Below are 24,745 nucleotides of genomic sequence, written 5' to 3'. Positions count from 1 at the left end.
GTATGGAATCCCCTACTCGCCAGATGCCCGTCTCTCGCCTTAAGTTGGTGACGTTCCGTGAGTGGTGGCTTCGGCCAGGAACGTGGGCGCAGCCGAGTATTGATCCGGCGAGGCCCAAACCGGTTTTCCGGAACGGCCCGGACGGCTTATATTCGCCGTTCCGGGTCGTTTTTATTCCGGGCCCCGGTTTGCTTCTCTTCCGGGCCGGGCACCACAGGTCATCTGCGTGGCGCCTCAAACGATTCCGTAGCTACACGACCGAGAAAGCGCAAAGCAAGCAAAACGCCGCCCCTAAGGGCGGCGTATGACTTTAGTTAGATGCCGATCCGGCGAGGTTTATGCGCCGGCGATCTTCGCCACTTCGGCGGCGAAATCCTCTTCCTTCTTCTCAACGCCCTCGCCCACGGCGAGACGTGCGAAACCGGTGATTTCCACGCCCGCCTCGGTCGCGGCCTGGGCCACGGTGATATCGGGGTTGATCACGAATTTCTGGTTCACGAGGGTCACTTCCTCGAGGAACTTCTTCATCCGGCCCGGGATGATGTTATTGTGGATCACCTGCTCGGGCTTCGGTTTCGCGGCGGTCGCGTTCTCTTCCAGCGCCTTTTCGGTCTGCACTTTCAGCTCGCGCGCAACCACTTCCGGATCGAGGTTCGATTCATCAAGCGACATCGGCGCGGTGGCGGCGATGTGCATGGCGATCTGCTTGCCGATCTCCTGCGCCTTGGCGGCATCGCCCTTCAGCGCCACCAGCACGCCGATCTTGCCCATCTCGGGCGCGGCGGCATTGTGGACATAGGAGACGATGGTGTCACCTTCGAGCACATGCAGACGACGGAAGGTCATGTTCTCGCCGATCCGGGCAATGGCTTCGCCGAGCACTTCGTCGACAGTCTTGCCGTTCAGCGCGGAGGCTTTCACCACTTCGACCGATTCGCCCACGTCGAGCGCCACTTTCGCGACATCGCGCACCAGCGCCTGGAAATCCTCGTTCTTGGCGACGAAATCGGTTTCCGAGTTGATCTCGATCGCCACGCCGCGACCAGTGGTGACCGCCACGCCCACGAGACCTTCGGCGGCCACGCGGTCGGCTTTCTTGGCGGCTTTCGCGAGGCCTTTGGTGCGCAGCCAGTCGATCGCGGCTTCCATGTTGCCGTCGGTCTCGGTCAGCGCTTTTTTCGCATCCATCATGCCGGCGCCAGTGGTGTCGCGCAGCTCTTTCACCATTGCAGCGGTGATCGCCATGGGATTTCTCCTCTGAATTGGGTGAGGGCGGGGTTACCCCCGCCCGATGTCATTCGCGTGACGCCCCGAAACGTCCGGGGCGCCGCAAAATCAGGCCTCCGCGGCCTCTTCGGCCGGCGCCTCTTCCAGAGCGCCGAGGTCCACACCGGCGGCGCCCATCTGGGCGCTCATGCCGTCGAGCGCGGCGCGGCTCACCAGATCGCAATAAAGCGCGATGGCGCGGGCGGCGTCATCGTTGCCGGGAATGATGTAGTCAACGCCCTTGGGCGAGCAGTTCGTGTCGACCACGGCCACAACCGGGATGCCGAGCTTCTGCGCTTCGAGAATTGCGAGGTCTTCTTTCGACACGTCGATCACGAAGAGCAGGTCCGGCAGACCGCCCATTTCGCGGATGCCACCAAGCGAGGCTTGCAGTTTGGCCTGCTCGCGTTCCATGCCCAGACGCTCTTTCTTGGTCAGGCCTTCGGCGCCCGAGGCCATGATCTCGTCGATGTGCTTGAGCCGCGCGATCGACTGGGAAACGGTTTTCCAGTTCGTCAGCGTGCCACCGAGCCAGCGGTGGTTCATGTAGTATTGCGCGCATTTTTCAGCGGCTTCGGCGACGGCTTTGGAGGCCTGACGCTTGGTGCCGACAAAGAGCACACGGCCGCCCTTGGCGACGGTCTCGCGCACCACGTTGAGCGCGGCGTCGAGCATCGGCACGGTCTGGGTCAGATCGAGGATGTGGATACCGTTGCGCTCGCCATAGATGAACTCCGCCATGCGCGGGTTCCAGCGTTGCGTCTGGTGGCCATAGTGAACGCCAGCTTCCAAGAGCTGACGCATCGAGAAATCGGGAAGCGCCATGTTCCATTCCTTTCCGGTTTGCGCCTGAGCGGAGGATTTCAGGGTTGCCCCCAACCGGTGGACCAAACGGGGATGTCTCCCGCCGCCGGCCCGCCTCCGCCTGTGAAGTGTGCGCCCTTTAGGGGATTCCGACGGATATGGCAAGCCCCCTGCCCTTCTCCCTGCCCCAAGGCCCGCAAATCGCAGCTGCGGGAGCCTCCGGCGGGGATATTTGGCGCAAGATGAAAGCGGCGTTCGCTGTTTTGGCCCTTTCATCTTGCCCCAAATATCCCGGGGGGAGGCGCGAAAGCGCCGTGGGGGGCAGAGCCCCCCTTGCGTCCGGCGAACAGCCATAGCACCAAGGGGCATGACCCATAACCCCGAGGCGTCCGTGCCCGAGACCCCGCCCCCCGACATTCTCTGCATCGGCTCCGTTCTGTGGGACATCATTGGCCGCACGCCCTTTCACATGCGCGCGGGCGCCGATGTGGCGGGGCGGATCTCGCGCCTGCCGGGCGGAGTGGCGATGAATATTGCCATGACGCTCACCCGCTTCGGCCTCACCCCCGCGGTACTCACCGCAATCGGGCGCGATGCACAGGGGGCGGAACTCATGCGCGCGGCCGAGGCGATGGGGATCGACTGTCACTATATCTACCGTTCCGACGACCTGCCGACCGATCGCTATATGGCGATCGAGGGGGCGAACGGGCTGATTGCAGCGGTGGCCGATGCCCACAGCCTTGAGGCGGCGGGCGACAAGATCCTGCGCGCGCTGGCGGATGGCCGTCTAGGCAGTCCGGAGGCGCCCTGGGAGGGGCCGATCGCGCTCGACGGCAACCTGACGCAACAGCTTCTGGCGCAGATCGCGCGCGACCCGCTCTTTGCCCGCGCCGATCTGCGCGTGGCGCCGGCAAGCCCGGGCAAGGCCGAGCGGCTCGCCCCGCTTCTCACCCATTCGGGGGCCACGCTCTATCTCAACCGCGAAGAGGCGGGCATTCTGTGCCAGCGCAACTTCGAAAGCGCCGAGACGGCCGCCGCCGGCGTGATCGCACGCGGCGCGCGGCGCGTCCTTGTCACCGATGGCGGGCGTGCCGCGGCCGATGGTTGTGGCGAGAAGGGCGTGATCTCGGCCGCGCCCCCCGAGGTTCTCGTCACCCGCGTCACCGGCGCGGGCGACACGTTCATGGCGGCCCATCTCGTGGCCGAGTGCGAGGGCGCCTCTCGCGCCGAAGCGCTTGCGCGCGCCCTCACCGCCGCCGCCCGTTATGTTTCCGGAGATCAGAGCCTGTGACCCTGCCCCTTTCTTTCGCCCCCGAAGTCCGCACAGCCCTTGATGCCGGTCGCCCCGTCGTTGCGCTTGAGAGCACGATCATCACTCATGGCATGCCCTATCCGCAAAACCTCGAGACCGCGCGCGCGGTCGAGGCGGAGGTACGCGCCGCCGGGGCAACCCCCGCGACCATCGCGGTTTCGGGCGGGCAGATCCACATTGGCCTTACCCCGGAAGAGCTTGAAAAGCTCGCGCAAACGCCAGATGCGATGAAGCTCTCGCGGGCCGATCTGGCGTTTTGCCTCGCGGCCGGGCGCACCGGCGCCACCACCGTTGCGGCGACGATGATCTGCGCCCATCTGGCGGGCATTGGGGTCTTTGCCACCGGCGGCATCGGCGGCGTGCACCGCGGTGCGGAAGAGAGCTTCGACATTTCCGCCGATCTTGCCGAGCTTGGCCTGACCCCGGTCACCGTGGTGGCGGCGGGCGCGAAAGCCATTCTCGATCTGCCGAAAACGCTCGAAGTGCTGGAAACGCATGGCGTGCCGGTGATCGCCTATGGTCAGGACGAGCTGCCCGCCTTTTGGTCGCGCGCCTCCGGCCTCAAGGCGCCCCTGCGCGCCGACAGCCCGGCCCAGATCGCGCAGGCACATCTGCTGCGCGCGCGGCTCGGCCTTGCGGGCGGCCAGCTCATTGCGAACCCGATCCCCGAAGCGGCCGAGATCCCGCGCGAAGAGATCGTGCCCGCCATCGAGGCGGCCCTCGCCGAGGCCGCGGCGCAGGGGATCGCGGCAAAAGAGGTCACGCCGTTCCTGCTGTCGCGCATTTTCGAGTTGACCGAAGGGCGCTCGCTTGTCGCCAATATTGCCCTCGTTCTGAACAACGCGCGCCTTGCCAGCGCGATTGCCGCAGAAATCGCGAAAGCTTAGGGTCTGGTGGATTGCTTTCGGCCGGGGGCGTGCTTACCTGATCCGAAAGTCCCTCAGATCCGGCCCCTTCATGACCCAACCCGAAAATGCCCCGCCGCCCCACGACGCCGACAACCAGCACCCGCATAAACGCGGCCTGCTGGCGGGGCTCCGGGCCTCCTTCCTGACCGGGCTGGTGGTGATTTCACCGGTTGCGCTGACGCTCTGGCTGATGTGGAGCGTGGCCGGGATGGTGGATGGTTGGGTGCTGCCCTTCATCCCCACCCATCTGCAGCCCGAAACCTATGTCGGCACCAATCTGCGCGGCGTGGGCGTGGTGATCTTCCTGATCTTCACCATCGTCGTGGGCGCATTGGCGCGCAACTTCATTGGCCGCGCCATCATTCGTTTTGGCGAGGGGCTCGTGGACCGCACGCCGATCGTGCGCTCGGTCTACAATGGCGTAAAACAGATCGCCGAAACCGTGCTGAGCACGGGTGACACGAAGTTCGACCGGGCCTGCATCATCGAATATCCGCGCAAGGGCCTCAAAGCGATCGCCTTCGTCTCCTCGCGCGCCAAGGGTGAAGTGGCGGCGAACGGCGCAGCAGATGACCCGCTCGTTTCGGTCTTCCTGCCCACCACGCCGAACCCGACCTCGGGCTTTCTGCTGTTCGTGCCGGAAAGCGAAATCAGTTATCTTGACATGACGGTGGAAGATGCGGCGAAGCTGATCATCTCGGCCGGGCTCGTCTATCCGAACGATAAGAAGATCGTCGAGCAACGCACTGGCTGGAAAACAGAAAAGAAAATCGTTAAAGCGCCGGAAAAAGACCCGGAGGCGGCCTGAGCCGCCTCCTGAGCTGGCTCAAAGGGCCGTCCAGCCGCCATCGACCGAGATCGTGGTGCCGGTGATTTGCGCCGCAGCATCCGAGCACAGAAACACCGCCGTGCCGCCGATTTGCTCCACGGTCGCGAATTCTTTCGAGGGCTGACGCGTCAGCATCACCTCGCGGATCACCGTCTCGCGGTCCATGTCATGCACTTTCATCTGGTCGGGGATCTGCGCCTCCACGAGCGGCGTGAGTACATAGCCCGGGCAGATCGCATTGCAGGTGATCGGCTCCTCGGCGGTTTCGAGCGCGACTGTCTTCGTCAAACCAACCACGCCGTGCTTCGCCGCAACATAGGCGGATTTGAACGGCGAGGCGGTCAACCCATGCGCCGAGGCAACGTTCACCACACGCCCCCAACCCGCTTTGCGCATCATCGGCAGCGCCGCAGCGGTGGTGTGAAAGGCGGAAGAAAGGTTGATCGCGAGGATCGCATCCCATTTTTCCGGCGGGAATTCATCAACCGCGGCCACATGCTGAATGCCGGCGTTGTTGACGAGAATATCGCAGCGCCCGGCCTGCTCAACAAGCGCGCGGCACTCTGCCCCCTTCGACATATCGGCCTTGATGTAGCGCGCGTTGACGCTGAATTCCTTCCCCAGAGCGGCGGCAAGCGCATGATCCTCGTCGCGATCGGTAAAGGAATTGAGCACCACATCGGCGCCAGCACGCGCCAGTTCGCGCGCTACGCCAAGGCCGATGCCCGAATTCGATCCGGTGATGATGGCGATCTTGCCCTTCAGGCTCATGATATCCTCCTTTGAAATATCTTGTCCCTAACAAGCACCGGCGCGCTGCGGTTCCGCAACTGGAACCGCGCGACTGATCGAAATTTCGTGAGTGCACCCGACCGGCGAAAAGAAAAAGACGCCCGCACAAGGCGGGCGTCAAGTCATGAGGCAGGTTTCATACAGGCAAGAAACCTATCGAGCAGTGAAATCTTTATATGCCTGCTCGGCTCCGCTTCCAAGGGAAAAGTTTGCCTCCCGCTCCGCACCGCGGTAGCTTCCCACCTGAAAACGCAGGAAAACAAGGATTGTTGCGATGCCCGGACCGGTCATTTTCCGCGCCATCACCCTAATGTCACTGGCCTTTGCGCCGGTTTTGGAGGCGGGCATCGTTATGGCCGGACCGGCGCAGGGAATCGACTCGGGGCCGCAACTGGCCCTCGCCATGTATGGGGCGCCCGCGCTCGCGCCGGGTTTTGCCCACCTGCCTTATGCCAATCCTGCTGCCCCCAAGGGGGGAACGATTCGGCTTTCCGAATCAGGCAGCTTCGACTCGCTCAACCCCTGGATCCTGCAGGGCCGTCCGGCACAGGGCATCGGCGCCTATGTTGCGGAGTCGCTGATGAGCCGCAGCTATGACGAGCCCTTCACGCTCTACGGGCTCCTGGCTGAAAGTGTGGAGACCGATCCCGAACGCAATTGGGTTGCGTTTACGCTCCGCCCGGAAGCTCGTTTTTCTGATGGCGCACCGGTCACGGTCGACGATGTGATCTGGTCTTACGAGACCCTCGGGACCAAAGGCGCGCCGCGCTATCGCAACGCCTGGAGTAAGGTGGCCAGCATTGCCCGGACCGGGCCGCGCAGCCTGCGCATCACTTTCACGGAGCCGAACCGGGAGCTTGCTCTGCTGATGGGAATGCGTCCGGTGCTCGAAAAAGCGCAGTGGCAAGGCCTTGATTTCGAAACTGAAACACAGATCGTTCCGGTCGGTTCGGGGCCCTATCTGGTGGATCGGGTGGAGATGGGCCGGGAGATCACGCTCAAGCGCAACCCGGATTGGTGGGCGAAAGATCTGCCGATTGCCAGAGGCTTGCAGAATTTCGATACGATGCGCTGGGATTATTTCAGTGATCCGGGGGGGATCTTCGAAGCCTTCAAGGCCGGGGAGATCGATCTCTATCGCGAAGACAACCCGGTGAAATGGGCGCAAGACTACGATTTTCCACTGCTGAACGCGGGCCGCGTGGTGAAAAGTGAAATCCCGCGCGCCACACCTTCGGGCATCAAGGGGTTGGTCATGAATACGCGCCGGTCGCAATTTTCCGACTGGCGCGTGCGCGAGGCGCTGATCGAGGCGTTCAACTTCGAATTCATCAATGCCACGCTCACCGGCGGCCTTGAGCCGCGCATCACCTCCTATTTCGGCCATTCCGCGCTGGCGATGCAGCCCGGCGTGGCGGAGGGTGACGTCGCGGCGCTCCTGAAACCGTTTAAGGCTGAACTACTTCCGGGAACGATTGAGGGGTATACGTTTCCCACGTCAGATGGTTCACTATCAAATCGACGCAATATGCGAAAGGCGTTGAGCCTGCTTTCCGAGGCCGGTTGGAACGCCGATGATCAAGGTGTGCTCCGAAATGGGGAAGGTACCGCCTTCCGGTTCGAGATCGTGCTGCAACAAGGCATGAGCGAGGCGCAATCTGTGGTCGATATCTATGCAGAAGCCTTGCGCCAGCTCGGCATCTTTCCCACGGTCACAATCGTCGACGATGCACAATATCAGGCCCGCAAGACACAATACGATTTCGATATGACCTGGTTCTGGGTGGCGACCTCGCCTTCGCCGGGCAACGAGCAATATCTTTACTGGGGCTCGCAAGGGGCGCGCGAGCCGGGCTCTCGCAACCTCATGGGCATGGCGTCTCCTGCCGCTGACGCGATGATCGCAAAGCTTCTCGAGGCTCGGGATAGCGATGATTTTACTCATGCAGTACAAGCCCTTGACCGTATTCTCACCGCCGGTCGATATGTCATACCGGTCTGGTTCTCACCGGTTGCCCGGGTCGCACACAGTGCCAATCTTCACATTCCTCCGGAAATCCCGCTATATGGGGATTGGCCGGGTGTCACGCCCGATGCCTGGTGGAATGAGGCAGAACAATGAGAAATCTGATCCTTCTGGTCGCGCTGGGCGCGGCACTTGCGAGCTGCAACACGGTGGCGGGTATCGGCGACGATGTCTCAGGAGGCGCACGACGGGTGCAAAGCTGGCTCTGATGCGGGCGACGTTTTCCGCTTTTCACACCACGCAATGCAGCGCAAGATTGCCGGACCGGATCGGCCGGGGCGAGAGGAGACCGCGATGAAATGGCATCACGTTCAGGAAAACTGGTCTGCGTTCTACGAGGCGATCCTCGACCGCTGGCCCGCGGCCGAGGAAGCGGAACTCGACGAGATCGACGGGGATCAACGCGCTTTCATCCTCTACCTGAGCGAGTTGAGCGGCCAGGAAGTAGAGGAAACCCGCGCCGAGATCCGCGAATGGCTCTCGGGCGAATTGCCTTCCGACGTGGTGATGGACCCGCGTCACGACAATCGGTCGATCGCGCTGAGCCAGAAATATGTCCCTGATGGTGAGGACGAATACGACGACGATTCTCGTTTTGGCGATGATGGCAACTGAACAATAACGCGCAAGGCGTTATTTTCGATGTCAATTATCTAACCGAGCGAGGTTACCCAAAGGACCGTCGCATCTTCTGTGCTGACTGAGACCAGATTGTGGCCCATCGTCGCATCGTAATAAGCGCTGTCGCCACGGCGCAGTTCGACGGGCGCGTAAAATTCGGTGAACAACCGCACGATCCCGGTCAGCACGAGCAGAAATTCCTCGCCGTCGTGGCGCACCCAACCCTCGAATTCTTCGAATGCGCGCGCGCGGATCCGGGCACGATAGGGCAGCATTTTCTTCTGGCTCAAACCACTTGCGAGCAGCTCATGCTCATAGGTGGTGGTTGGATGCGCGACCCCCTCGCCGCCTTTCGTCACCGCCATCCGGCCCATGACCTGCGCTTTCGAGGGGGGCATAAACAGTTGCGGCACCGAGATTTCCAGCCCGTCGGCAAGCTTTTTCAACGCTTCGTAGGTGGGGGACATCTGCCCGTTCTCGATCTTCGAAAGCGTCGAGCGCGCCAGCCCGATCGCCGCGGCCGCCTGCTCAAGCGTCCAGCCGCGCGCATGGCGTAAATCGCGCACCCGGCGCGCCAGATCGACTGGCTCGGGCGCCTCTTCGCGTCCGTTTTCGCGCGCAATCCGGATCAACCCGGTTTCGTCGATCTCGCCCATCCGGCCCCCGCTTGCAACACTCTTCCTTGCGGCGTAGCAGGGGGCATGCTCTCTGTCCATGCCTCCTCACCCCCCGCCCCGCCGGCTGCCTTCAACATGGCGGCCCATGTGTTGGCGCATGCCGAACGCCTGTCCGAAAAGTCCGCGCTGCAAGTCCTGCGCGCGACGGGTGCGGAGCGCTGGTCTTACGGCCGGCTGGCCGCGGCGGTGCGCGGCGCGGGCACCGGATTTTTGCGCGCGGGGCTCGCCCCCGGAGACCGCGTCCTCCTGCGGCTCGGCAATACACCCGAATTTCCCGTCGCCTTTCTTGGCGCGATCGCGGTCGGGTTGGTGCCAGTGCCGACTTCGGCACAGCTGACAGGCGAAGAAATCACGAAAATGGCGGCGCAGATCGACCCCGCCGCCGTGGTGGCGGGCGAAGGCATCGCACTGCCTGACGGCAGCTCCACAATCCTCTCCGAAGCGGATCTGCGCGGCTTCGAGACCCTGCAGCCTTGTGATTATCAGATGGGAGTACCCGACCGGCTCGCCTATATCGTCTTCACGTCTGGGACCTCAGGTCAGGCGCGTGCGGTGGCTCATGCGCATCGTGCGATCTGGGCGCGGCAGATGATGCATGAGGGTTGGTATGGGCTTGAGCCGGAAGACCGGTTGCTTCATGCCGGTGCTTTCAACTGGACCTATACGCTCGGCACCGGATTAATGGATCCCTGGTCGGTGGGGGCGACAGCGCTGATCCCTGCGGCCGGGGTTGAGCCGGGGGCGCTGCCGCTTTTGCTCAAGCGCTTTGATGCGACAATCTTTGCAGGAGTGCCAGGTGTTTACCGCCAGATGTTGAAGCAGAACCCGAAGCTTGATCTGCCGAAGTTGCGGCATGGCCTGAGCGCCGGAGAAGCGCTTTCCACGCTGACGCGCCAGCATTGGCGGGACGCCACCGGCGCGGACATCTACGAGGCGCTCGGCATGTCCGAATGCTCCACATTCATCTCTTCCTGCCCCGCGAATCCGGCGCCTGCGGGGGCGATGGGGTGGCCGCAACCGGGCCGTTCTATCGCTGTTCTGGGTACTGACGGCGCGCCAGTGCCGCGCGGAACGCCCGGTGAGCTTGCCGTGCATCACTCCGACCCGGGCCTGTTCCTCACATATTATCGGGCCGAGCAGGAAGCCCGCGCAAAGTTCACAACGGATGGCGAATGGTTCCGCACCGGCGATACGGTCTGTATGACCGAAGCCGGGGCGATCGCCTATCTGGGCCGGGGCGACGATATGATGAATGCGGGCGGCTTCCGCGTCAGCCCGCTTGAGGTGGAGGCGACGATGGCCTGCTGTCCGGGCGCGGGCGAGGTGGCGGCGGTGGAAATAAGAGTTTCCGAGGAAGCCTCGATCATCGCACTCGCCTTTACCGGACCGGCCGCACCCGACGCGATGATGGCCCATGCCGCGGCGCATCTCGCGCGCTACAAACAGCCCCGGATCTGCCAGCATTTCAGCAGCCTGCCCCACAACCGCAACGGCAAGATCGACCGCAAGAGTTTGCGGGCGACTTGGCCGTCGATTGAAAAAAGAGGTGCAATGCAATGATAGCGCTTGATATCTTCGCAGATCCGACCTGCCCATGGTGCTATCTCGCAAAGGCCGCACTCGACCGCGCGCTGGAGGCACGGCCCGATCATCCTTTCGCGCTGGCGTGGTATCCGTTCCGGCTCTATCCGCAACTCCCGTCCGAAGGCATGGAGCGCGCGGCCTTCCTGAAGGCGCGCTACGGCGCCGAGGCCGCCCGCGCCGAGCTTCCGATAATCGAGGCGGCGCAAGCGGCGGGGGTGGCGTTGAACCTTCCCGCGATCGCCAGAATGCCAAACAGCCGTGATGCCTTGCGGCTCCTGTATTGGGCGGGGATCGAGGGGCGGCAAAGCCCGGTGATGGCGGCGCTGATGCGAGCCTACTGGCGCGAGGGGCGCGACATCGGCGCCCCCGCCGTGCTCGAAGCGATTGCCGCCGAAACCGGGCTCGATGCGCGGCTCATCAGACGGCTGCTTGGCTCCGACGCCGATGGCGATACGATCGCCGCGCGCGAAGCCCATGCCCGCGCGCGCGGGATCACCGCAGTGCCCACCTTCATCCTTGGCGATGAACATGTGATCACCGGGGCGCAGGATACGCCGTTCTGGTGCACCCTGATTGACGAAATCTCCGCCCTCTGACCTGCGCATCAGCGCACAGCCAAGGCAGTTGCGGGCTCTGGCCTTTGGCGTCACTTCCGCTATGGTCCGGCCGACCCCGAAAGGCTTTGAGATGACTCACCCCGAAACCAAGAGCGCCGTGCCGCGGCGCCTGCCCGCCTTTGAATTCACTGCGATGATGGCGCTTCTGGCCGCTACTGTCGCCTTTTCCATCGACGCGATGCTGCCCGCATTGCCCGAAATCGCCGAAACGCTCAGCCCAGAGGCGGTAAACCGCGCGCAGCTTGTGCTCACTGTCTTCATGGCGGGTATGGGGCTCGGCACCTTTCTCGCCGGGCCGCTTTCCGATGCGATCGGACGGAAATACACGATCCTGATCGGCGTGGTGATCTTTGTCATCGGTGCCTTTCTCGGGGCGCAGGCACAGAGCCTCGAGATGCTGCTGGCCGCGCGCGCGCTTCAAGGCTTTGGCGCCGCCGCACCACGGATCGTGCCGATGGCGCTGGTGCGCGACCTCTTTGCCGGGCGAGAAATGGCGAAGGTCACCGCCTTCATCATGATGGTTTTCATCCTTGTGCCCGCGCTCGCACCCTCGCTCGGGCAAGTGATCATCGGCTTTTCCGGCTGGCGTGGCGTGTTCTATGCGTTCATTCTCTTTGCGGTGGTGGGGCTATTGTGGCTGAGCCTTCGCCAGCCCGAAACGCTCGCCCCCGAAAAGCGCCGCCCGTTGCACCCGAGCCTGCTTCTTGCCGGCGCGAAGGAAGTGCTCGGCAGCCGCGAAGTGCGGCTCTACACATTGGTGATGACGCTCGGCTTTGCACAGATGTTCACGATGCTCTCCTGCTCGCAGCAACTATTTGCCGTCTTCGGCGTGACCGAGAGTTTTCCGCGCTGGTTTGCGCTGATCGCCATCCTTGCGGGCACCGGCACCGGCTTCAACGCGGCGTTCGTGATGCGGCTTGGCATGCGGCGGATCGTGCGCGGCACCTATCTGATGCAGATCATTTCCTCAAGCGTGATGCTCGTCCTCGTGCTGACCGGAGCGGTGGCGCCGCCAGCGGGCTTCGTATTCCTCTTCTGCTGGGCGGTTACGGTCTTCATGATGGCGGGGATCACCTTTGGCAATCTCAACGCGCTTGCGATGCAGAGCATGGGGCATCTGGCGGGGATGACAGCCTCGGTCGTTTCGGCGCTCTCGACCGTGGGCGCCGTGCTGATCGCGGCGCCGGTGGGTCAGATGTTCAACGGCACACCGCTGCCCGTTGTGCTGGCCACATTGAGCTGTTCGGGGCTCGCTTTCGTGATCATGAGCTTCACCGACGACCCGGCATAAAACGGCGCGCCCCTGAAAGGGGCGCGCCGCAAACTATTGATCTATATTATTATTCCAGCCGCAGCATCATCTGCCGCACGCGCTCCTCCAGAAGTTCCATCCGCGCCTGTGTCGCAGCCAGATCCTCGGTGAGCCGTTCCAGCTCCGCCTCGGCTTCGGCCGTCGCCGCGGCGGCTTCATGCGGGGCCGGAATGCCGGGGCCCTCGCCTGTCAACAGCCAGGAGAGCGAGACACCCAGCATGCCCGAGAGCATCTGGATCTGGTTGGCGCGCGGCATCGCCGCATCATCCTCCCAGCTGCAATAGATCTCCGGCAATGCGCCAAGCTTCTCGGCAAGGTCGCTGCGGCTCAGCCCGGCCGCCTCGCGCGCCGCTGCAAGCCGGTCTCCGAAGGTTGCCACCGCCTCGTCGAACCAGTGATCGGGGTCTTCCGCGTCCATGCGCCTCTCCTTTACTGAGGGGAAGTTTCGGTGCGTTGCACCATAGCCGACAGCAGATCAGCCATCTCCAGCACGCCACGCGGCCGGTTGCGCGCGCTCACGACAGTTGCCCGCAAAACTCCCGCGTCGAGCATCCGCCGCGCTGCCTCTTCGAGCACGAGTTTTCCGGGCAAGGTCATGGCTGGCAGCTTCCCCTCGGGAAGCGGTCCTGCCACTGTGGCAGCTTGCAGCACCCTGCCCCGGTTCACCTCGCGCACGAAGGCAGAAACATAATCATTGGCCGGATGTTGCACGATCTGTTGCCCCGTTCCCACCTGTTCAAGCTTGCCATCACGCAAGATCGCGATCCGGTCGCCCAGCCGCAAGGCCTCGTCGAGATCATGGGTGATGAAGACGATGGTCTTTTGCAACTCCTGTTGAAGCTCCAGCAAAACCGCCTGCATGTCCAGCCGAATGAGCGGATCGAGCGCCGAAAAAGCCTCGTCCATCAAAAGGATGTCGGCATCGGTGGCAAGCGCGCGCGCCAGCCCCACGCGTTGCTGCATGCCGCCCGAAAGCTGCGAGGGATAGCTCTCCTCGAAGCCCTTCAGCCCGACTCGCGTGATCCAGCGCCGCGCCACGGGCTCGGAGGTCGCGCGTGGCACACCCTGAATGTCGAGCCCGTAGCAGGTGTTTTCGAGTACGGTGCGATGCGGCAGAAGCGCGAATTTCTGGAACACCATTGCGGTACGGGAACGGCGGAACTGGCGCAGGGTTTTGGCCGACATCTGACAGATATCGGCCCCGTCGCAGACGATCTCGCCCACGGTGGGGGCGATCAGCCCGTTGATATGGCGAATGAGCGTCGATTTGCCCGAGCCCGAAAGCCCCATGATCACGGAGATCTTGCCCGGCGGGATTTCGAGCGAGATGTCGGTCAACCCGAGCACATGGCCGTGCTTGCGGTTGAGCTCTTCTTTGCTCATCCCAGCCTTGACGCAGTCGATCCACTTCTGAGGGTTTGGCCCGAAGATCTTGTAAAGGCTTTTTATTTCGATTCCGGGGCCTGCGGGCGCCGCTTCGTCTTCATCGTTTATAAGAACGCTTGTGTCAGTCATGATGGACCTCGCGGTGTTTTTGCAACCGGTGCCCGAAGGCCTGCGACGCGCGGTCAAAAACGATGGCAATGGCAACAAGCGCGAAGCCGTTCAGAAAGCCCATGGTGAAGAACTGGTTGTTGATCGCCTGCAGCACGTTTTTGCCCAAGCCTCCCACGCCCACCATCGAGGCCACGACGACCATCGAGAGGGACATCATGATCGTCTGGTTCACCCCGGTCATCAGCGCAGGCAGTGCGAGCGGCAATTGCACGTTCCAGAGCTTTTGGCGCGGCGAGGAGCCGAAGGCCTCGGCCGCCTCAAGCACATCGGCATCGACCATGCGGATGCCGAGGTTGGTCAGCCGGATCATCGGTGGCACCGCATAGATCACTACGGCGATCATGCCAGGCACTTTCCCGATGCCAAAAATCACAACAACGGGAATGAGATAGACAAAGCTCGGCAGCGTCTGCATCACGTCGAGCACCGGGTTGACGAGACGTTGCATCCGCTCTGAGCGGGCGGCCAGAATGCCGATCGGCAGGCCGATCGCGACCGCAATCAGCGTGCAGACGGAAACCATGGCCAGCGTCACCATCGTATCATCCCAAAGCCCCATCCATCCGATCAGCAACATCGCGAACGCGGCGCCGGTGACGATGCGCGCGTTGCGTGACGACCCCCACACCAACGCAAGGAGCACGATCAGCACGATGACCCAGGGCGTATCCGTAAAGGCGCGCTCAAGTGCGTTCAGCGCGATCTGCAGGGGCGCGGTGGCTGTGTCGATGGCGTCGGAATAGGTGCGAACAAGGTTCCGGAAGCCCCCGTCCACAGTTTTGCGCATTACGCGCAGGGTGCCGCTGTCCAGCGCCGGGAAGTGGCACAGGGCATCGGGCAAGCTCCAGCAGCTGGCGGCCATGCCGTTCCTTTCTGCTCAGGGTCGGGAGGGGCCGGGCCCTCAGGCCCGACCGATAATCTTGTCAGAGCGCGTCTTCGATGCGTTTTGCCACATCCTCGGGCACCCAAGCGTGCCAGAGCTCGGGCATCGTTTCGAAGAAATGATACGCAGCATCCTCATTCGTGCCCTGGTTCTCGTCCATCCAGGCGAGAATCTTGCCCACCGTCGCGTTGGACCATTTCCGCTTTGCGATGTAATCCATTGCTACATTTGCTTTTTCGGAGAATTCCTTGGTCACGACCGTATAAACATCGGAGACCGGATAAGAATTCACCTTCGGTGCGGGACAATCCGGCACGGCGGTGCAGGCATCCCAGTCCGCCTTGTCGTTCGGCACCCCGAACGAGAGACGCACCATGTCATATTTGCCGAGGATGGCGGTCGGCGCCCAGTAATAGCCGAGCCAGCCCGCCTTACGCTCATAAGCATTGGCAATCGAGCCATCGAGCCCGGCGGCCGAGCCGGTATCGACGAGCACAAAGCCCTTCTTATCGGCATCGAGCGCGCGGAACAGGTTCGCCGTCGAGATCTGGCAGTTCCAGCCCGACGGGCAATTATAGACCGCTCCCATCGACGGGTCTTCAGGGGCCGGGAACAGTTCGGGTTGCTCGAGCGCTTTTTGCACCGTGTCGATCTCCGGATGCGCCTCGGCGAGATACTTCGGGATCCACCAGCCCTCGACCCCGCCATCTTCGAGGATCTGCGCGGCAATCACCATCCGCCCCTCGGCCACGGCGGCATCGAGCGGCGTGCGCACGGCATTCACCCAAAGCTCGGGCGCCATATCCGGCTCGCCCTTCTCGTTCATCGAGGTGAAGGTCGGCATCGTATCGCCCGCCACCAACTCGACTTCGCAACCATACCCCTTCTCGAGGATGATCTTGTCCACCTGAGCCGCGACTCCCGCCGAGGCCCAGTTCATTTCCGCAATACTGATCCGGCCGCAGTCTTCCGCGGCCCAGGCCGGCAGGGCCAGGACAGCAAAGGGCACGGCAAGCCAGGCGGAAGCGAGATGCTTCGTCATGGGCTTTCTCCTGTCTGCGGCACTCTCGTGACGATCTCCGACGCGCCGCTGCCATCGAAAACCCGTTTGAATATCTGGGCCCGCAGGGAAAGCACCGAAGGGCGCGGGGCCGCTGGCAACCGGCCACGAACGCGGCCGATCGACGAGGAGCGCAAAACGCTCGGTCGGTCGAAACCGACACCTATGTCGTAAATGAAACGTGATCCGGGTGCAACCCTTCCAGGGCAGAACCCGTTCACGGCAGATTTAAAAAATTAAATATCAATAACTTATGAGTTTCTGGCCGTTTTGGCCACCACCACTTTTTCGGCCAGATCCCGGGCGATGGCAAAAGCACCTTTGATCCGCTCGCCATCGCTTTTCCAGTCGCGCCGCACGACGACCTTGTTGCCATTGATCTTGGCGAGGCCGCGCTGATCGTTCAGGAATTCAACGAGCCCGGCCGGGTTCGGGAACTTGTCGAGGTGGAATTGCACCGTTGCCCCCTTCGGCCCGGCATCCATGCGCGCAATCATCGCGCGCTTGCACATCGCCTTGATCCGCACGATGAGCAAAAGCGTATTGACCTCTTTCGGCAACGTGCCAAACCGGTCGATGAGTTCCGCCGCAAAGCCCTCAAGCTCAACCTTGGTGGTGAGGCTGGACAGGCGCCGGTAGAGCCCAAGTCGCACATCAAGATCGGGTATGTAACCTTCTGGAATCATGACGGGAACGCCAAGGTTGATCTGTGGCGACCAATCGCCCTCGCCGCCTGTCTCGGTCAACTCTCCCGATTTGAGTTTGGAGATCGTCTCTTCAAGCATCGCCTGGTAGAGTTCATAACCCACTTCCTTGATATGGCCCGATTGCTCTTCGCCCAGAAGGTTGCCCGCGCCGCGCAGATCGAGATCCTGGCTGGCGAGATTGAACCCGGCGCCAAGGCTGTCGAGGCTTCCCAGAAGGCGCAGCCGCTTGGTCGCCTGTGGCGTGAGGGGCAGGCGCGGCTTCGTGGTCAAATAGCAATAGGCGCGCAACTTGGAGCGCCCCACCCGGCCCCGGATCTGGTAGAGTTGCGACAGGCCGAACATATCCGCGCGATGCACCACCATCGTATTCGCGGTCGGGATATCGAGCCCCGATTCAACGATCGTTGTCGCAAGCAGAACGTCATATTTACCGTCGTAGAACGCGTTCATCCTGTCATCAAGCTCGCCCGCCGCCATCTGACCATGCGCCACGATGAAGCTGACTTCAGGCACATGGCTGCGCAGGAAGTCCTCGACTTCGGCGAGGTCCGAGATTCTCGGCACCACATAAAAGCTCTGCCCGCCCCGATAATGTTCCCGTAACAGCGCCTCGCGGATCGTGACCGCATCAAATTCGCTCACATAAGTTCGGATCGCGAGCCGATCGACCGGTGGTGTGCCAATAATCGAGAGATCGCGCACGCCCGTGAGGCTCAGTTGCAACGTCCGCGGAATCGGCGTGGCGGTGAGCGTCAGAACATGGATCTCGGAGCGCATCTCCTTCAGGCGCTCTTTGTGCTGAACGCCAAAATGTTGTTCTTCATCAATAATTAAAAGCCCAAGGTTGCGGAATTTTACCCCCTTCGCCAAAACCGCATGCGTGCCGATAACAATATCAACCGTGCCCTCAGCCAGCCCCTCGCGGGTTTGCGTGGCGGCCTTGGCGGAGACGAAGCGGGACAGCGGTTTTACTGTGAGCGGCGTGCCGCGGAAGCGCTCGGCAAAGGTCTTATAATGCTGCCGCGCGAGCAGCGTCGTGGGCGCAATAACCGCGACTTGCATGCCGGAATTCGCCGCGATGAAGGCCGCGCGCATCGCCACCTCGGTCTTGCCAAAGCCGACATCGCCCACAACGAGCCGATCCATCGGCCGGCCCGAGCCAAGGTCAGTCACAACATCCTCGATCGCGCTGAGCTGGTCCTCGGTTTCACTATAGGGGAAACGTGCGGCGAAAGCCTCCCATTCATGATGCGGCACCTCCAGAATCGGCGCGGCGCGCAAAAGCCGCTCTGCCGCAATCCGCATCAGCCGGTCGGCAATTTGCCGGATCCGCTCCTTTAGCTTCGCCTTTTTGGCCTGCCAAGCGCCGCCGCCGAGCTTGTCGAGAAGTCCGTCTTCATGCCCGTATCGACTCAGAAGCTCAATGTTTTCAACAGGAAGATAGAGCCGGTCTCCGCCAGCATACTCAAGGAGCACGCAGTCATGCGGTGCGCCAAGCGCCGAGATCGTCTCAAGCCCCCTGTAGCGGCCGACCCCGTGATCGACATGGACGACGAGATCGCCCGGCGAAAGGCTCTGCGCCTCAGTCAGAAAGTTCTCGGCTTTGCGTTTGCGGCGCGGTTTTGCCACCAGACGGTCGCCGAGCACATCCTGCTCCGAGATGATCGTCAGCCCCTCAGCCTCAAATCCCGCATCAAGCGGCCAGACCGCGAGGCTGAGCCCGGCAATGCTGCGCGCATCACTTATGAGATGAGCGCCAATGAGCCCCTCATCCTCCAGAAGCCCCTTCAACCGTTCGCGCGCGCCCTCGGACCAACTCGCCACAACCACCGGGCCGCGTTTCAGGCAGATCTCAATATGAGTTTTCAAAGACCCGAAAAGGCTGATATTTTCAAGCTGTCGTTCGGGAGCGAAATTGCGCCCGATCTTTGCCCCGGCATTGAGGATACCGGGTCCGGGTGGCGCCGCAAGCACTTGCAGCTTCAGCACTCGATGGTTTATGAGCTCGTTCTCCCAAGCCTTGCCATCAAGATAGAGAAGCCCCGGAGGGGCGGGTTTGTACACGGTATCGAGCCGGTCGCGGCGCGTCATGGCCTCGCGCCGGGTGTCATATTGATCGGCAATTCCCTCCCAGCGCGCGATCCGCTGCGGCTCGATCTGATCGTCGAGCATCACCGTCACGCCCGGCAGATAGTCGAACAGCGTCTCGAGCCTTTCGTGAAAGAAGCCGAGCCAGTGCTCCATCCCCGCGTGTTTGCGCCCGGCGCTCACCGCTTCGTAAAGCGGATCATCGGCGCCGCCCGCACCAAACTCGACGCGGTAGTTCTGCCGGAACCGGGTGATCGAGGCCTCGTCGAGGATCACTTCGCTCACCGGGGCGAGATCGATCACCGTGAGCTTCTCGGTGGTGCGCTGGCTGACCGGGTCGAAGCGGCGCGCGCCATCGAGCTGGTCGCCGAAAAGGTCGAGACGGACCGGTCCGGATTCCCCGGGCGGAAAAATGTCGATGATGCCGCCGCGTACCGCATAATCGCCCGGTTCGGAAACAGTAGATGCAGGCGAAAACCCCATTCTTACAAGGAATTGCCGTAGGTTCTTTTCATCTATGCGCTGCCCCACGCGCGCGGAGAAGCTGGCCCCTGCCACAAGATCGCGCGCCGGAATGCGTTGCGTGGCGGCTGACAGCGTGGTGAGCAGCACGAAGGGGCCAGGCAGGCTCCCGGCGGCGAGCGCGGCCAGCGTCGCCATCCGCGCCGCCGAGATATCGGGATTGGGCGAGACCCGGTCATAGGGCAGGCAATCCCACCCCGGGAAGCTGAGCACCGGCACTGCGGGGGCGAAGAAGGCGAGCGCCGCGCGCATCGCCTCCATGCGGCGGTCATCGCGCGCCACATGCACCACACTTTGCCCGCGCGCAATCTCGCGCGCCAGCAGTTTTGCATCATAGCCCTCGGGGGCGCCGGAAAGAAGAAAGTGCTCCATGGCCGAGACCTAACGGGATCCCCCCCGCTGTCAAGGCCAAGCCGCATCGTGCCGAACTGCGCCAAACCGGTTTAACCTCAAACCAGATCAAGGGCCGTTCGACAGATGGTTTAATGCAGAATGGAAATGCGCAGATTCTGGAACATGCCCCAGAGCGCGGTGATCGTGATCGCGACAATCCCCACGACTTGCACCCGAAGCCGGTGCCGCATCAAAAGCCGCGCAACCTCCTCGGGAGAAGGATCTCGCGCCAGCACCGGCGCGATCCGGGCCGCCATCCGCAGGCTCAACCCCGCCACCACCGCGAGCGGCAACGCGAGCAAAGCGACCGCCTGCGCAAATTCGATCCCGTAGCCGAATCCCAGCACGACAAGGCTCGAAAGCACGAAAGCTGCCCCCAGCGCGACCATCGCCCCCGCCTCCCGCCCGATCATCACGAGCCTGCGCACATTCACGCCGGTCAGGGTCATCATGTCCTCGGCGGCCTGTCCGCCGCGCCGCCGCGCCTGCTGCACCATGTCAAAAGGCACGCCCAGCACCCAATGCGAGGCCGTCGACCAGGTTACCGCCAGAGCGATCCAGTACCACAGGTTCGAAAACGATCGCATATCGATCAAATCGAAGATCAATTGCAGGATGCTCAACGGGATGCTCGCCTCTTTCGCCTGCCCCGGTGTGGCCCATTCAGGCGCGCGTTGCAAGCCGGGCGCGACATTGCGGGGCTTGAGCCTCCCGCCGATCCGTGGCACCGAAGCGACAAAGGAGAATGTTACCATGACCCTGATCACCCCCCCTTTCCCCACCAACCGCCTGCGCCGGATGCGCCGCAGCGCCGGCCTGCGCGATCTCGCCCAGGAACACCGCCTTTCGGTGAAAGACTTGATCTGGCCGATCTTCATCACCGATGTGCCGGGCGCGGATGTCGAGATCTCCTCGATGCCGGGCGTGGTGCGGCGCACGATGAAGGGGGCGATCGAGGCCGCCGAACTCGCGGCAAAGCTCGGCATTCCGGCGATCTGCCTTTTCCCCTATACCGATCCGGCGGTGAAAACCGAGACCTGTGAGCAGGCCTGGGCCGAGGGCAATTTCACCAACAAGGTGATTGCCGCGATGAAAGCCGCCGTGCCCGATGTCGCGATCATGACCGATATCGCGCTCGATCCCTACAATGCGAACGGGCACGATGGCCTGGTGCGCGACGGCATCATCCTCAACGATGAAACCGTTGAGGCGCTGGTGAAAATGGCGCTTGCCCAGGCCGAGGCCGGGGCCGATATTCTCGGGCCCTCCGATATGATGGACGGGCGCATCGGCGCCTTGCGCGAAGCGATGGAAGCGGCGGGCCACAAGGATATCGCGATCCTCTCCTATGCCGCCAAATATGCCTCTGCCTTCTATGGTCCGTTCCGCGATGCGGTCGGCGCCTCGGGCGCGCTCAAGGGCGACAAGAAGACCTATCAGATGAACCCCGGCAACAGCGACGAAGCGCTGCGCAATGTCGCGCGCGACATTGCCGAAGGCGCTGATATGGTGATGGTGAAGCCCGGCATGCCCTATCTCGACATCGTACGGCGCGTGAAGGACGAGTTCCAGATGCCGACCTATGCCTATCAGGTTTCGGGCGAATATGCGATGCTGATGGCGGCGATCCGCAATGGCTGGCTCGACCATGACAAGGCCATGCTCGAAAGCCTGCTCGCTTTCCGCCGTGCCGGCTGCGATGGCGTGCTGACCTATTTCGCGCCCAAGGCGGCCGAACTGATCGGCGCCTGAACGCCGATTCCCGCCGGGCCCGTCCATCGCGCATGACAAGCGGGCCCGCCTGGGGTAGAATTCCTCACCCCGACAACAGACCCGGAGCCTCAATCCCGGGACAGAACGGAGCGAGCAGATGACACTTCTTTCCAGACGCGGCCTTCTGGTGGCCGGCGGCGCGACTTTGGGCCTTGCCGCCTGCGGCAATGGCGTGGGCTCGAACGGCGCCGCCAAGATCGACGCACGGGTCGATGCCACGCGCGACTACATGATCCGCAATTTCCCCTCGACGCAGCAATTGCTCGATAAATCGGTGGGCGTGCTCTACATGCCCCTGATGACCGAGGCGGGCTTCGGTGTCGGCGGTGCCTTCGGGCGCGGCGCGCTGCGCATCAACAATGTGACGGTGGATTACTATTCCGCTGCCTCGGCAAGCTTCGGCTTCCAGATCGGTGCACAGCAATATGCCCATGCACTGTTCTTCATGACCGAAAAGGCGCTCGCAGATTTTCGCCATGCCGACGGCTGGGAGCTTGGCGCCGATGCGCGCTATGCGCTCCCCGATCATGGCGCCGCAATCGGCACCGATACGACAACGACCCTCGCCCCCGTGGTGGTGCAGGTGTTCGGGCAATCCGGGCTCATCGTCGGCGCGTCGCTGGCGGGCACGAAATACACCCGCATCCTGCCCTGATCCGTTCGGCGCAAACAGAAAAGGCGCGGGATTTCCCACGCCTTTTCTTTATGTTGCGCGGCGATCTTCGAGTGTTAACTGCCGTAGATCACGCGCACATAATTCACCGTTTCCGCGTAATTCGGCACCCCTCCCGCCTTGTCCACCGCCTCGGGCCCGGCGTTATAGGCGGCAAGCGCCAGCCGCCAGTTGCCGAAGCGGTCGTACATCATGCGCAGATAGCGCGCCCCCCCCTCGAGGTTTTGGAGCGGATCGTTCGGATCGACGCCAAGCCGCGCCGCGGTGCCCGGCATGAGCTGGGCAAGCCCGGTCGCCCCCTTGGGCGAGACCGCGCCCGGGTTCCAGCCGCTTTCCTGCTGGACAAGGCGCAAAAACAGGTCTTCGGGCACGCCATGCTTGGCCGCCGCGGCCTTGGCGTGATGCAGATATTGGCCACGATACCTGCCGGAATAGCGCGGCGTCGCCGCGGCGGTTTCGCCCGCCTTCGGCGCATCGGGGCGCAGCCGGGTCGAGTTCGCATATTGCCCCGCGAGCCGCCCGTCGAGCAGGGCAAACTGGCTCGCGCGCAGGAAAGTTTGCGATTTCGTCGATTTGCGCCCGATAACGAGCCCTTCCGCTCCCGCCATCGGGGCGGCCACTGGGCCAAGCGCAAGGCCGATCCCGATCCCGAGCGTCACGACAAATCTGATCATGCGATCATCCATCCTGGTGCAATCGGCGGCACTATAGCAAAAATCCGCCGTTTGCCCAGAGCCTTGGGGAACTCTCGCGCATAACCCGGCAAGCTTTTGCCGCCTCTTTCCGTCGCCGCCCCGGTTCTGTAGGGTGTCGCCCAATTCGGAATCGCGCGGGTCGGCCCCGACCCCTGCACATGGGAGAGCGAGATGGCGGGATCGGTGAACAAGGTCATTCTGGTGGGCAACCTCGGGCGCGACCCGGAAGTGCGCAGCTTTTCCAACGGCGGCAAGGTCTGCAACCTGCGCATCGCCACCACCGAGACCTGGCGCGACAAGCAATCGGGCGAGCGCAAGGAACGCACCGAATGGCATTCGGTGGCGATCTTCAACGAGCCGCTGGCGCGGATCGCGGAGCAATATCTGCGCAAGGGCTCACAGGTCTATATCGAGGGCCAGCTCGAAACCCGCAAATGGACCGATCAGAGCGGCCAGGAACGCTATACCACCGAAGTGGTGCTGCGCCCCTTCAGCGGCAACATGACCCTTCTGGGCGGGCGCGGCGAAGGCGGTGGCTCGGGCGGTGGCGGCAACTACGGCGGCAGCAACCAGGGCGGCGGTTACGGCGGCGGCTATGATGACGGCCCGGGCTATGGCGGCCCCTCGGGCGGGGGCGCGGCCCCGGCAGGGGGCGGCCGGTCGGATTTCGACGACGACATCCCGTTTTGACGAAAAGGGGGCCTGACAGGCCCCCTTGGTCTTTGCCGTAACGCGTGCCGTGCGCTTCAGCCGCCCGCTCGCAGCCGCGCGATCAGGCTTGAAGTGTCCCAGCGCCCGCCGCCCATCTTCTGAACATCCTTGTAGAACTGATCGACAAGCGCCGTGACGGGCAGGCTCGCGCCGGTCTCGTTCGCCGTGGCGAGACAGATGCCGAGATCCTTGCGCATCCAGTCGACGGCGAAGCCGAAATCGAACTTGCCCTGTTCCATCGTGCCTGCCCGGTTCGCCATCTGCCAGCTTCCCGCCGCGCCCTGGCTGATCACCTCGACCAGCTCCGGGATCGAAAGCCCCGCCTTCTGCGCGAAATGCAGCGATTCCGCGAGCCCCTGCACGAGACCGGCAATCGCGATCTGGTTGCACATCTTCGCCATTTGCCCCGCGCCGCTCTCGCCCAGCCGTCGGCAGATTTTCGCGTAAGCCGCGATGACCGGTTCCGCCGCGGCATAACAGGCCGCATCGCCACCGCACATCACCGAAAGAGCGCCATTCTCCGCCCCCGCCTGCCCCCCCGAGACCGGCGCGTCGACAAAGCCCAGTCCCCGCGCCGCGGCCTCGGCGGCAAGTTCGCGCGTCACTTTGGCCGAAACCGTGGTGTGATCCACGAAGATCGCGCCGGGTCGCATCCCCGCAAAAGCCCCGGTTTCGCCAAGGCAGACGGCGCGCAGATCATCGTCATTGCCCACACAGGCCATCACGAAGTCCGCCCCCGCGGCGGCCTCGGCCGGGCTCGCGGCCATTGTCCCCCCGTGACGCGCCACCCAAGCTTCGGCCTTGGCAGGGGTGCGATTATAGACCTTGACCGTGTGGCCCTTCGCCGCCAGATGCCCCGCCATTGGAAACCCCATCACGCCGAGCCCCAGAAATGCCAGCCTTGCCATTGCCCCTCCTCGCGCGGTTTGCGC

The 24,745-nt window shown here is 63.1% G+C and carries 23 protein-coding genes; 11 read left to right on the top strand and 12 right to left on the bottom strand.

All coding sequences use genetic code 11. The features are described from left to right. Positions 1 to 336: 336 nt before the first annotated feature. Positions 337 to 1,245 carry a translation elongation factor Ts gene (tsf, locus tag CRO22_RS12680; protein WP_097070526.1) on the bottom strand — a complete coding sequence of 303 codons (909 nt, stop codon included), beginning with the start codon at positions 1,243 to 1,245 and terminating at the stop codon, positions 337 to 339. Between the two features lie 90 nt (positions 1,246 to 1,335). Further along, positions 1,336 to 2,091 (bottom strand): 30S ribosomal protein S2, encoded by a 756-nt coding sequence (gene rpsB / locus CRO22_RS12675; protein WP_097070525.1) that lies wholly within the window; start codon positions 2,089 to 2,091, stop codon positions 1,336 to 1,338. 346 nt (positions 2,092 to 2,437) lie between these two features. On the opposite strand from rpsB, the gene CRO22_RS12670 reads away from it, so the two are divergent. The 3 genes from CRO22_RS12670 (at position 2,438) to CRO22_RS12660 (ending at position 5,101) form a co-directional block, all read left to right on the top strand. Further along, positions 2,438 to 3,364: a PfkB family carbohydrate kinase gene (locus tag CRO22_RS12670; protein ID WP_097070524.1), complete on the top strand. Its 927-nt coding sequence runs from the start codon at positions 2,438 to 2,440 to the stop codon at positions 3,362 to 3,364. Next, positions 3,361 to 4,272, top strand: a complete 912-nt coding sequence (locus CRO22_RS12665) for a pseudouridine-5'-phosphate glycosidase (protein WP_097070523.1) — start codon at positions 3,361 to 3,363, stop codon at positions 4,270 to 4,272. Before CRO22_RS12670 ends, CRO22_RS12665 begins: the two co-directional genes overlap by 4 nt. Positions 4,273 to 4,342: 70 nt before the next feature. Beyond that, complete coding sequence (locus CRO22_RS12660; protein ID WP_097070522.1) at positions 4,343 to 5,101, top strand: DUF502 domain-containing protein; 759 nt, start codon at positions 4,343 to 4,345, stop codon at positions 5,099 to 5,101. 18 nt (positions 5,102 to 5,119) lie between these two features. Here the strand turns inward: CRO22_RS12660 and CRO22_RS12655 are convergent, their stop codons facing one another. Continuing rightward, the gene (locus tag CRO22_RS12655; RefSeq protein WP_097070521.1) at positions 5,120 to 5,893 is read right to left on the bottom strand and encodes a 3-hydroxybutyrate dehydrogenase; all 774 of its coding nucleotides are present in this window, start codon (positions 5,891 to 5,893) and stop codon (positions 5,120 to 5,122) included. A gap of 295 nt (positions 5,894 to 6,188) precedes the next feature. On the opposite strand from CRO22_RS12655, the gene CRO22_RS12650 reads away from it, so the two are divergent. Both CRO22_RS12650 and CRO22_RS12645 read left to right on the top strand, forming a co-directional pair. Continuing rightward, positions 6,189 to 8,036, top strand: a complete 1,848-nt coding sequence (locus CRO22_RS12650; RefSeq protein WP_097070520.1) for an extracellular solute-binding protein — start codon at positions 6,189 to 6,191, stop codon at positions 8,034 to 8,036. Positions 8,037 to 8,234: 198 nt separating this feature from the next. Then, positions 8,235 to 8,555, top strand: a complete 321-nt coding sequence (locus CRO22_RS12645; protein WP_097070519.1) for a hypothetical protein — start codon at positions 8,235 to 8,237, stop codon at positions 8,553 to 8,555. A 38-nt stretch (positions 8,556 to 8,593) separates the two neighbouring features. On the opposite strand, the gene CRO22_RS12640 is transcribed toward CRO22_RS12645, so the two are convergent. Beyond that, entirely contained in the window at positions 8,594 to 9,217 is a 624-nt protein-coding gene (locus tag CRO22_RS12640; RefSeq protein WP_097070518.1) for a helix-turn-helix domain-containing protein, read from the bottom strand. 45 nt (positions 9,218 to 9,262) lie between these two features. On the opposite strand from CRO22_RS12640, the gene CRO22_RS12635 reads away from it, so the two are divergent. The 3 genes from CRO22_RS12635 (at position 9,263) to CRO22_RS12625 (ending at position 12,730) form a co-directional block, all read left to right on the top strand. After that, positions 9,263 to 10,798 carry a class I adenylate-forming enzyme family protein gene (locus tag CRO22_RS12635; RefSeq protein ID WP_097070517.1) on the top strand — a complete coding sequence of 512 codons (1,536 nt, stop codon included), beginning with the start codon at positions 9,263 to 9,265 and terminating at the stop codon, positions 10,796 to 10,798. Continuing rightward, positions 10,795 to 11,418 carry a DsbA family oxidoreductase gene (locus CRO22_RS12630; protein ID WP_097070516.1) on the top strand — a complete coding sequence of 208 codons (624 nt, stop codon included), beginning with the start codon at positions 10,795 to 10,797 and terminating at the stop codon, positions 11,416 to 11,418. The genes CRO22_RS12635 and CRO22_RS12630 overlap by 4 nt, the downstream gene beginning before the upstream one ends. A gap of 91 nt (positions 11,419 to 11,509) precedes the next feature. Next, positions 11,510 to 12,730, top strand: coding sequence for a multidrug effflux MFS transporter (locus CRO22_RS12625; RefSeq protein WP_141399447.1), 1,221 nt, complete (start codon positions 11,510 to 11,512; stop codon positions 12,728 to 12,730). Positions 12,731 to 12,779: 49 nt separating this feature from the next. Here the strand turns inward: CRO22_RS12625 and CRO22_RS12620 are convergent, their stop codons facing one another. The 6 genes from CRO22_RS12620 to CRO22_RS12595 all read right to left on the bottom strand — a co-directional run bounded on the left by CRO22_RS12620 (position 12,780) and on the right by CRO22_RS12595 (position 20,716). Next, positions 12,780 to 13,169 (bottom strand): helix-turn-helix domain-containing protein, encoded by a 390-nt coding sequence (locus tag CRO22_RS12620; protein WP_097070515.1) that lies wholly within the window; start codon positions 13,167 to 13,169, stop codon positions 12,780 to 12,782. Between the two features lie 11 nt (positions 13,170 to 13,180). Continuing rightward, positions 13,181 to 14,266: a quaternary amine ABC transporter ATP-binding protein gene (locus tag CRO22_RS12615; RefSeq protein ID WP_097070514.1), complete on the bottom strand. Its 1,086-nt coding sequence runs from the start codon at positions 14,264 to 14,266 to the stop codon at positions 13,181 to 13,183. Further along, the gene (locus tag CRO22_RS12610; protein ID WP_097070513.1) at positions 14,259 to 15,170 is read right to left on the bottom strand and encodes an ABC transporter permease; all 912 of its coding nucleotides are present in this window, start codon (positions 15,168 to 15,170) and stop codon (positions 14,259 to 14,261) included. The genes CRO22_RS12615 and CRO22_RS12610 overlap by 8 nt, the downstream gene beginning before the upstream one ends. A gap of 61 nt (positions 15,171 to 15,231) precedes the next feature. Next, on the bottom strand, positions 15,232 to 16,233 hold the full coding sequence (locus tag CRO22_RS12605) for an ABC transporter substrate-binding protein (RefSeq protein ID WP_097070512.1): 1,002 nt from the start codon (positions 16,231 to 16,233) through the stop codon (positions 15,232 to 15,234). 269 nt (positions 16,234 to 16,502) lie between these two features. Next, on the bottom strand, positions 16,503 to 19,940 hold the full coding sequence (gene mfd / locus CRO22_RS12600; RefSeq protein ID WP_097070511.1) for a transcription-repair coupling factor: 3,438 nt from the start codon (positions 19,938 to 19,940) through the stop codon (positions 16,503 to 16,505). A 110-nt stretch (positions 19,941 to 20,050) separates the two neighbouring features. Next, positions 20,051 to 20,716, bottom strand: coding sequence for a component of SufBCD complex (locus CRO22_RS12595; RefSeq protein WP_342745176.1), 666 nt, complete (start codon positions 20,714 to 20,716; stop codon positions 20,051 to 20,053). On the opposite strand from CRO22_RS12595, the gene hemB reads away from it, so the two are divergent. Further along, positions 20,715 to 21,713 carry a porphobilinogen synthase gene (gene hemB, locus CRO22_RS12590; RefSeq protein WP_097070510.1) on the top strand — a complete coding sequence of 333 codons (999 nt, stop codon included), beginning with the start codon at positions 20,715 to 20,717 and terminating at the stop codon, positions 21,711 to 21,713. The genes CRO22_RS12595 and hemB overlap by 2 nt on opposite strands. A gap of 118 nt (positions 21,714 to 21,831) precedes the next feature. After that, a complete protein-coding gene (locus CRO22_RS12585) occupies positions 21,832 to 22,389 on the top strand; it encodes a lipid-binding SYLF domain-containing protein (protein WP_097070509.1) in 558 nt (185 codons plus the stop codon). Positions 22,390 to 22,463: 74 nt separating this feature from the next. On the opposite strand, the gene CRO22_RS12580 is transcribed toward CRO22_RS12585, so the two are convergent. After that, the gene (locus CRO22_RS12580; RefSeq protein ID WP_097070592.1) at positions 22,464 to 23,081 is read right to left on the bottom strand and encodes a lytic transglycosylase domain-containing protein; all 618 of its coding nucleotides are present in this window, start codon (positions 23,079 to 23,081) and stop codon (positions 22,464 to 22,466) included. 192 nt (positions 23,082 to 23,273) lie between these two features. Between CRO22_RS12580 and ssb the strand changes: the two genes are divergently transcribed. Then, complete coding sequence (gene ssb, locus CRO22_RS12575) at positions 23,274 to 23,792, top strand: single-stranded DNA-binding protein (protein ID WP_097070508.1); 519 nt, start codon at positions 23,274 to 23,276, stop codon at positions 23,790 to 23,792. A gap of 56 nt (positions 23,793 to 23,848) precedes the next feature. Here the strand turns inward: ssb and CRO22_RS12570 are convergent, their stop codons facing one another. Next, on the bottom strand, positions 23,849 to 24,721 hold the full coding sequence (locus tag CRO22_RS12570) for an NAD(P)-dependent oxidoreductase (RefSeq protein ID WP_097070507.1): 873 nt from the start codon (positions 24,719 to 24,721) through the stop codon (positions 23,849 to 23,851). Positions 24,722 to 24,745 lie beyond the last annotated feature (24 nt).

It is taken from the genome of Rhodobacter maris (assembly GCF_900217815.1).
Lineage (GTDB): Bacteria > Pseudomonadota > Alphaproteobacteria > Rhodobacterales > Rhodobacteraceae > Rhodobacter > Rhodobacter maris.
This window is presented reverse-complemented; position numbering and strand designations above follow the sequence as displayed.

Excerpts from the sequence above, each read along its gene's own strand:
- CRO22_RS12610 (WP_097070513.1), bottom strand. The coding sequence starts at position 15,170 with ATGGCCGCCAGCTGCTGGAGCTTGCCCGATGCCCTGTGCCACTTCCCG.
- CRO22_RS12635 (WP_097070517.1), top strand. The coding sequence starts at position 9,263 with ATGCTCTCTGTCCATGCCTCCTCACCCCCCGCCCCGCCGGCTGCCTTC.
- CRO22_RS12640 (WP_097070518.1), bottom strand. The coding sequence starts at position 9,217 with ATGGGCGAGATCGACGAAACCGGGTTGATCCGGATTGCGCGCGAAAAC.
- ssb (WP_097070508.1), top strand. The coding sequence starts at position 23,274 with ATGGCGGGATCGGTGAACAAGGTCATTCTGGTGGGCAACCTCGGGCGC.
- CRO22_RS12620 (WP_097070515.1), bottom strand. The coding sequence starts at position 13,169 with ATGGACGCGGAAGACCCCGATCACTGGTTCGACGAGGCGGTGGCAACC.
- CRO22_RS12625 (WP_141399447.1), top strand. The coding sequence starts at position 11,510 with ATGACTCACCCCGAAACCAAGAGCGCCGTGCCGCGGCGCCTGCCCGCC.
- CRO22_RS12585 (WP_097070509.1), top strand. The coding sequence starts at position 21,832 with ATGACACTTCTTTCCAGACGCGGCCTTCTGGTGGCCGGCGGCGCGACT.
- CRO22_RS12660 (WP_097070522.1), top strand. The coding sequence starts at position 4,343 with ATGACCCAACCCGAAAATGCCCCGCCGCCCCACGACGCCGACAACCAG.
- tsf (WP_097070526.1), bottom strand. The coding sequence starts at position 1,245 with ATGGCGATCACCGCTGCAATGGTGAAAGAGCTGCGCGACACCACTGGC.
- CRO22_RS12645 (WP_097070519.1), top strand. The coding sequence starts at position 8,235 with ATGAAATGGCATCACGTTCAGGAAAACTGGTCTGCGTTCTACGAGGCG.
- CRO22_RS12570 (WP_097070507.1), bottom strand. The coding sequence starts at position 24,721 with ATGGCAAGGCTGGCATTTCTGGGGCTCGGCGTGATGGGGTTTCCAATG.
- CRO22_RS12615 (WP_097070514.1), bottom strand. The coding sequence starts at position 14,266 with ATGACTGACACAAGCGTTCTTATAAACGATGAAGACGAAGCGGCGCCC.
- hemB (WP_097070510.1), top strand. The coding sequence starts at position 20,715 with ATGACCCTGATCACCCCCCCTTTCCCCACCAACCGCCTGCGCCGGATG.
- CRO22_RS12605 (WP_097070512.1), bottom strand. The coding sequence starts at position 16,233 with ATGACGAAGCATCTCGCTTCCGCCTGGCTTGCCGTGCCCTTTGCTGTC.
- CRO22_RS12655 (WP_097070521.1), bottom strand. The coding sequence starts at position 5,893 with ATGAGCCTGAAGGGCAAGATCGCCATCATCACCGGATCGAATTCGGGC.
- CRO22_RS12595 (WP_342745176.1), bottom strand. The coding sequence starts at position 20,716 with ATGGTAACATTCTCCTTTGTCGCTTCGGTGCCACGGATCGGCGGGAGG.
- CRO22_RS12670 (WP_097070524.1), top strand. The coding sequence starts at position 2,438 with ATGACCCATAACCCCGAGGCGTCCGTGCCCGAGACCCCGCCCCCCGAC.
- CRO22_RS12580 (WP_097070592.1), bottom strand. The coding sequence starts at position 23,081 with ATGATCAGATTTGTCGTGACGCTCGGGATCGGGATCGGCCTTGCGCTT.
- rpsB (WP_097070525.1), bottom strand. The coding sequence starts at position 2,091 with ATGGCGCTTCCCGATTTCTCGATGCGTCAGCTCTTGGAAGCTGGCGTT.
- mfd (WP_097070511.1), bottom strand. The coding sequence starts at position 19,940 with ATGGAGCACTTTCTTCTTTCCGGCGCCCCCGAGGGCTATGATGCAAAA.
- CRO22_RS12650 (WP_097070520.1), top strand. The coding sequence starts at position 6,189 with ATGCCCGGACCGGTCATTTTCCGCGCCATCACCCTAATGTCACTGGCC.
- CRO22_RS12630 (WP_097070516.1), top strand. The coding sequence starts at position 10,795 with ATGATAGCGCTTGATATCTTCGCAGATCCGACCTGCCCATGGTGCTAT.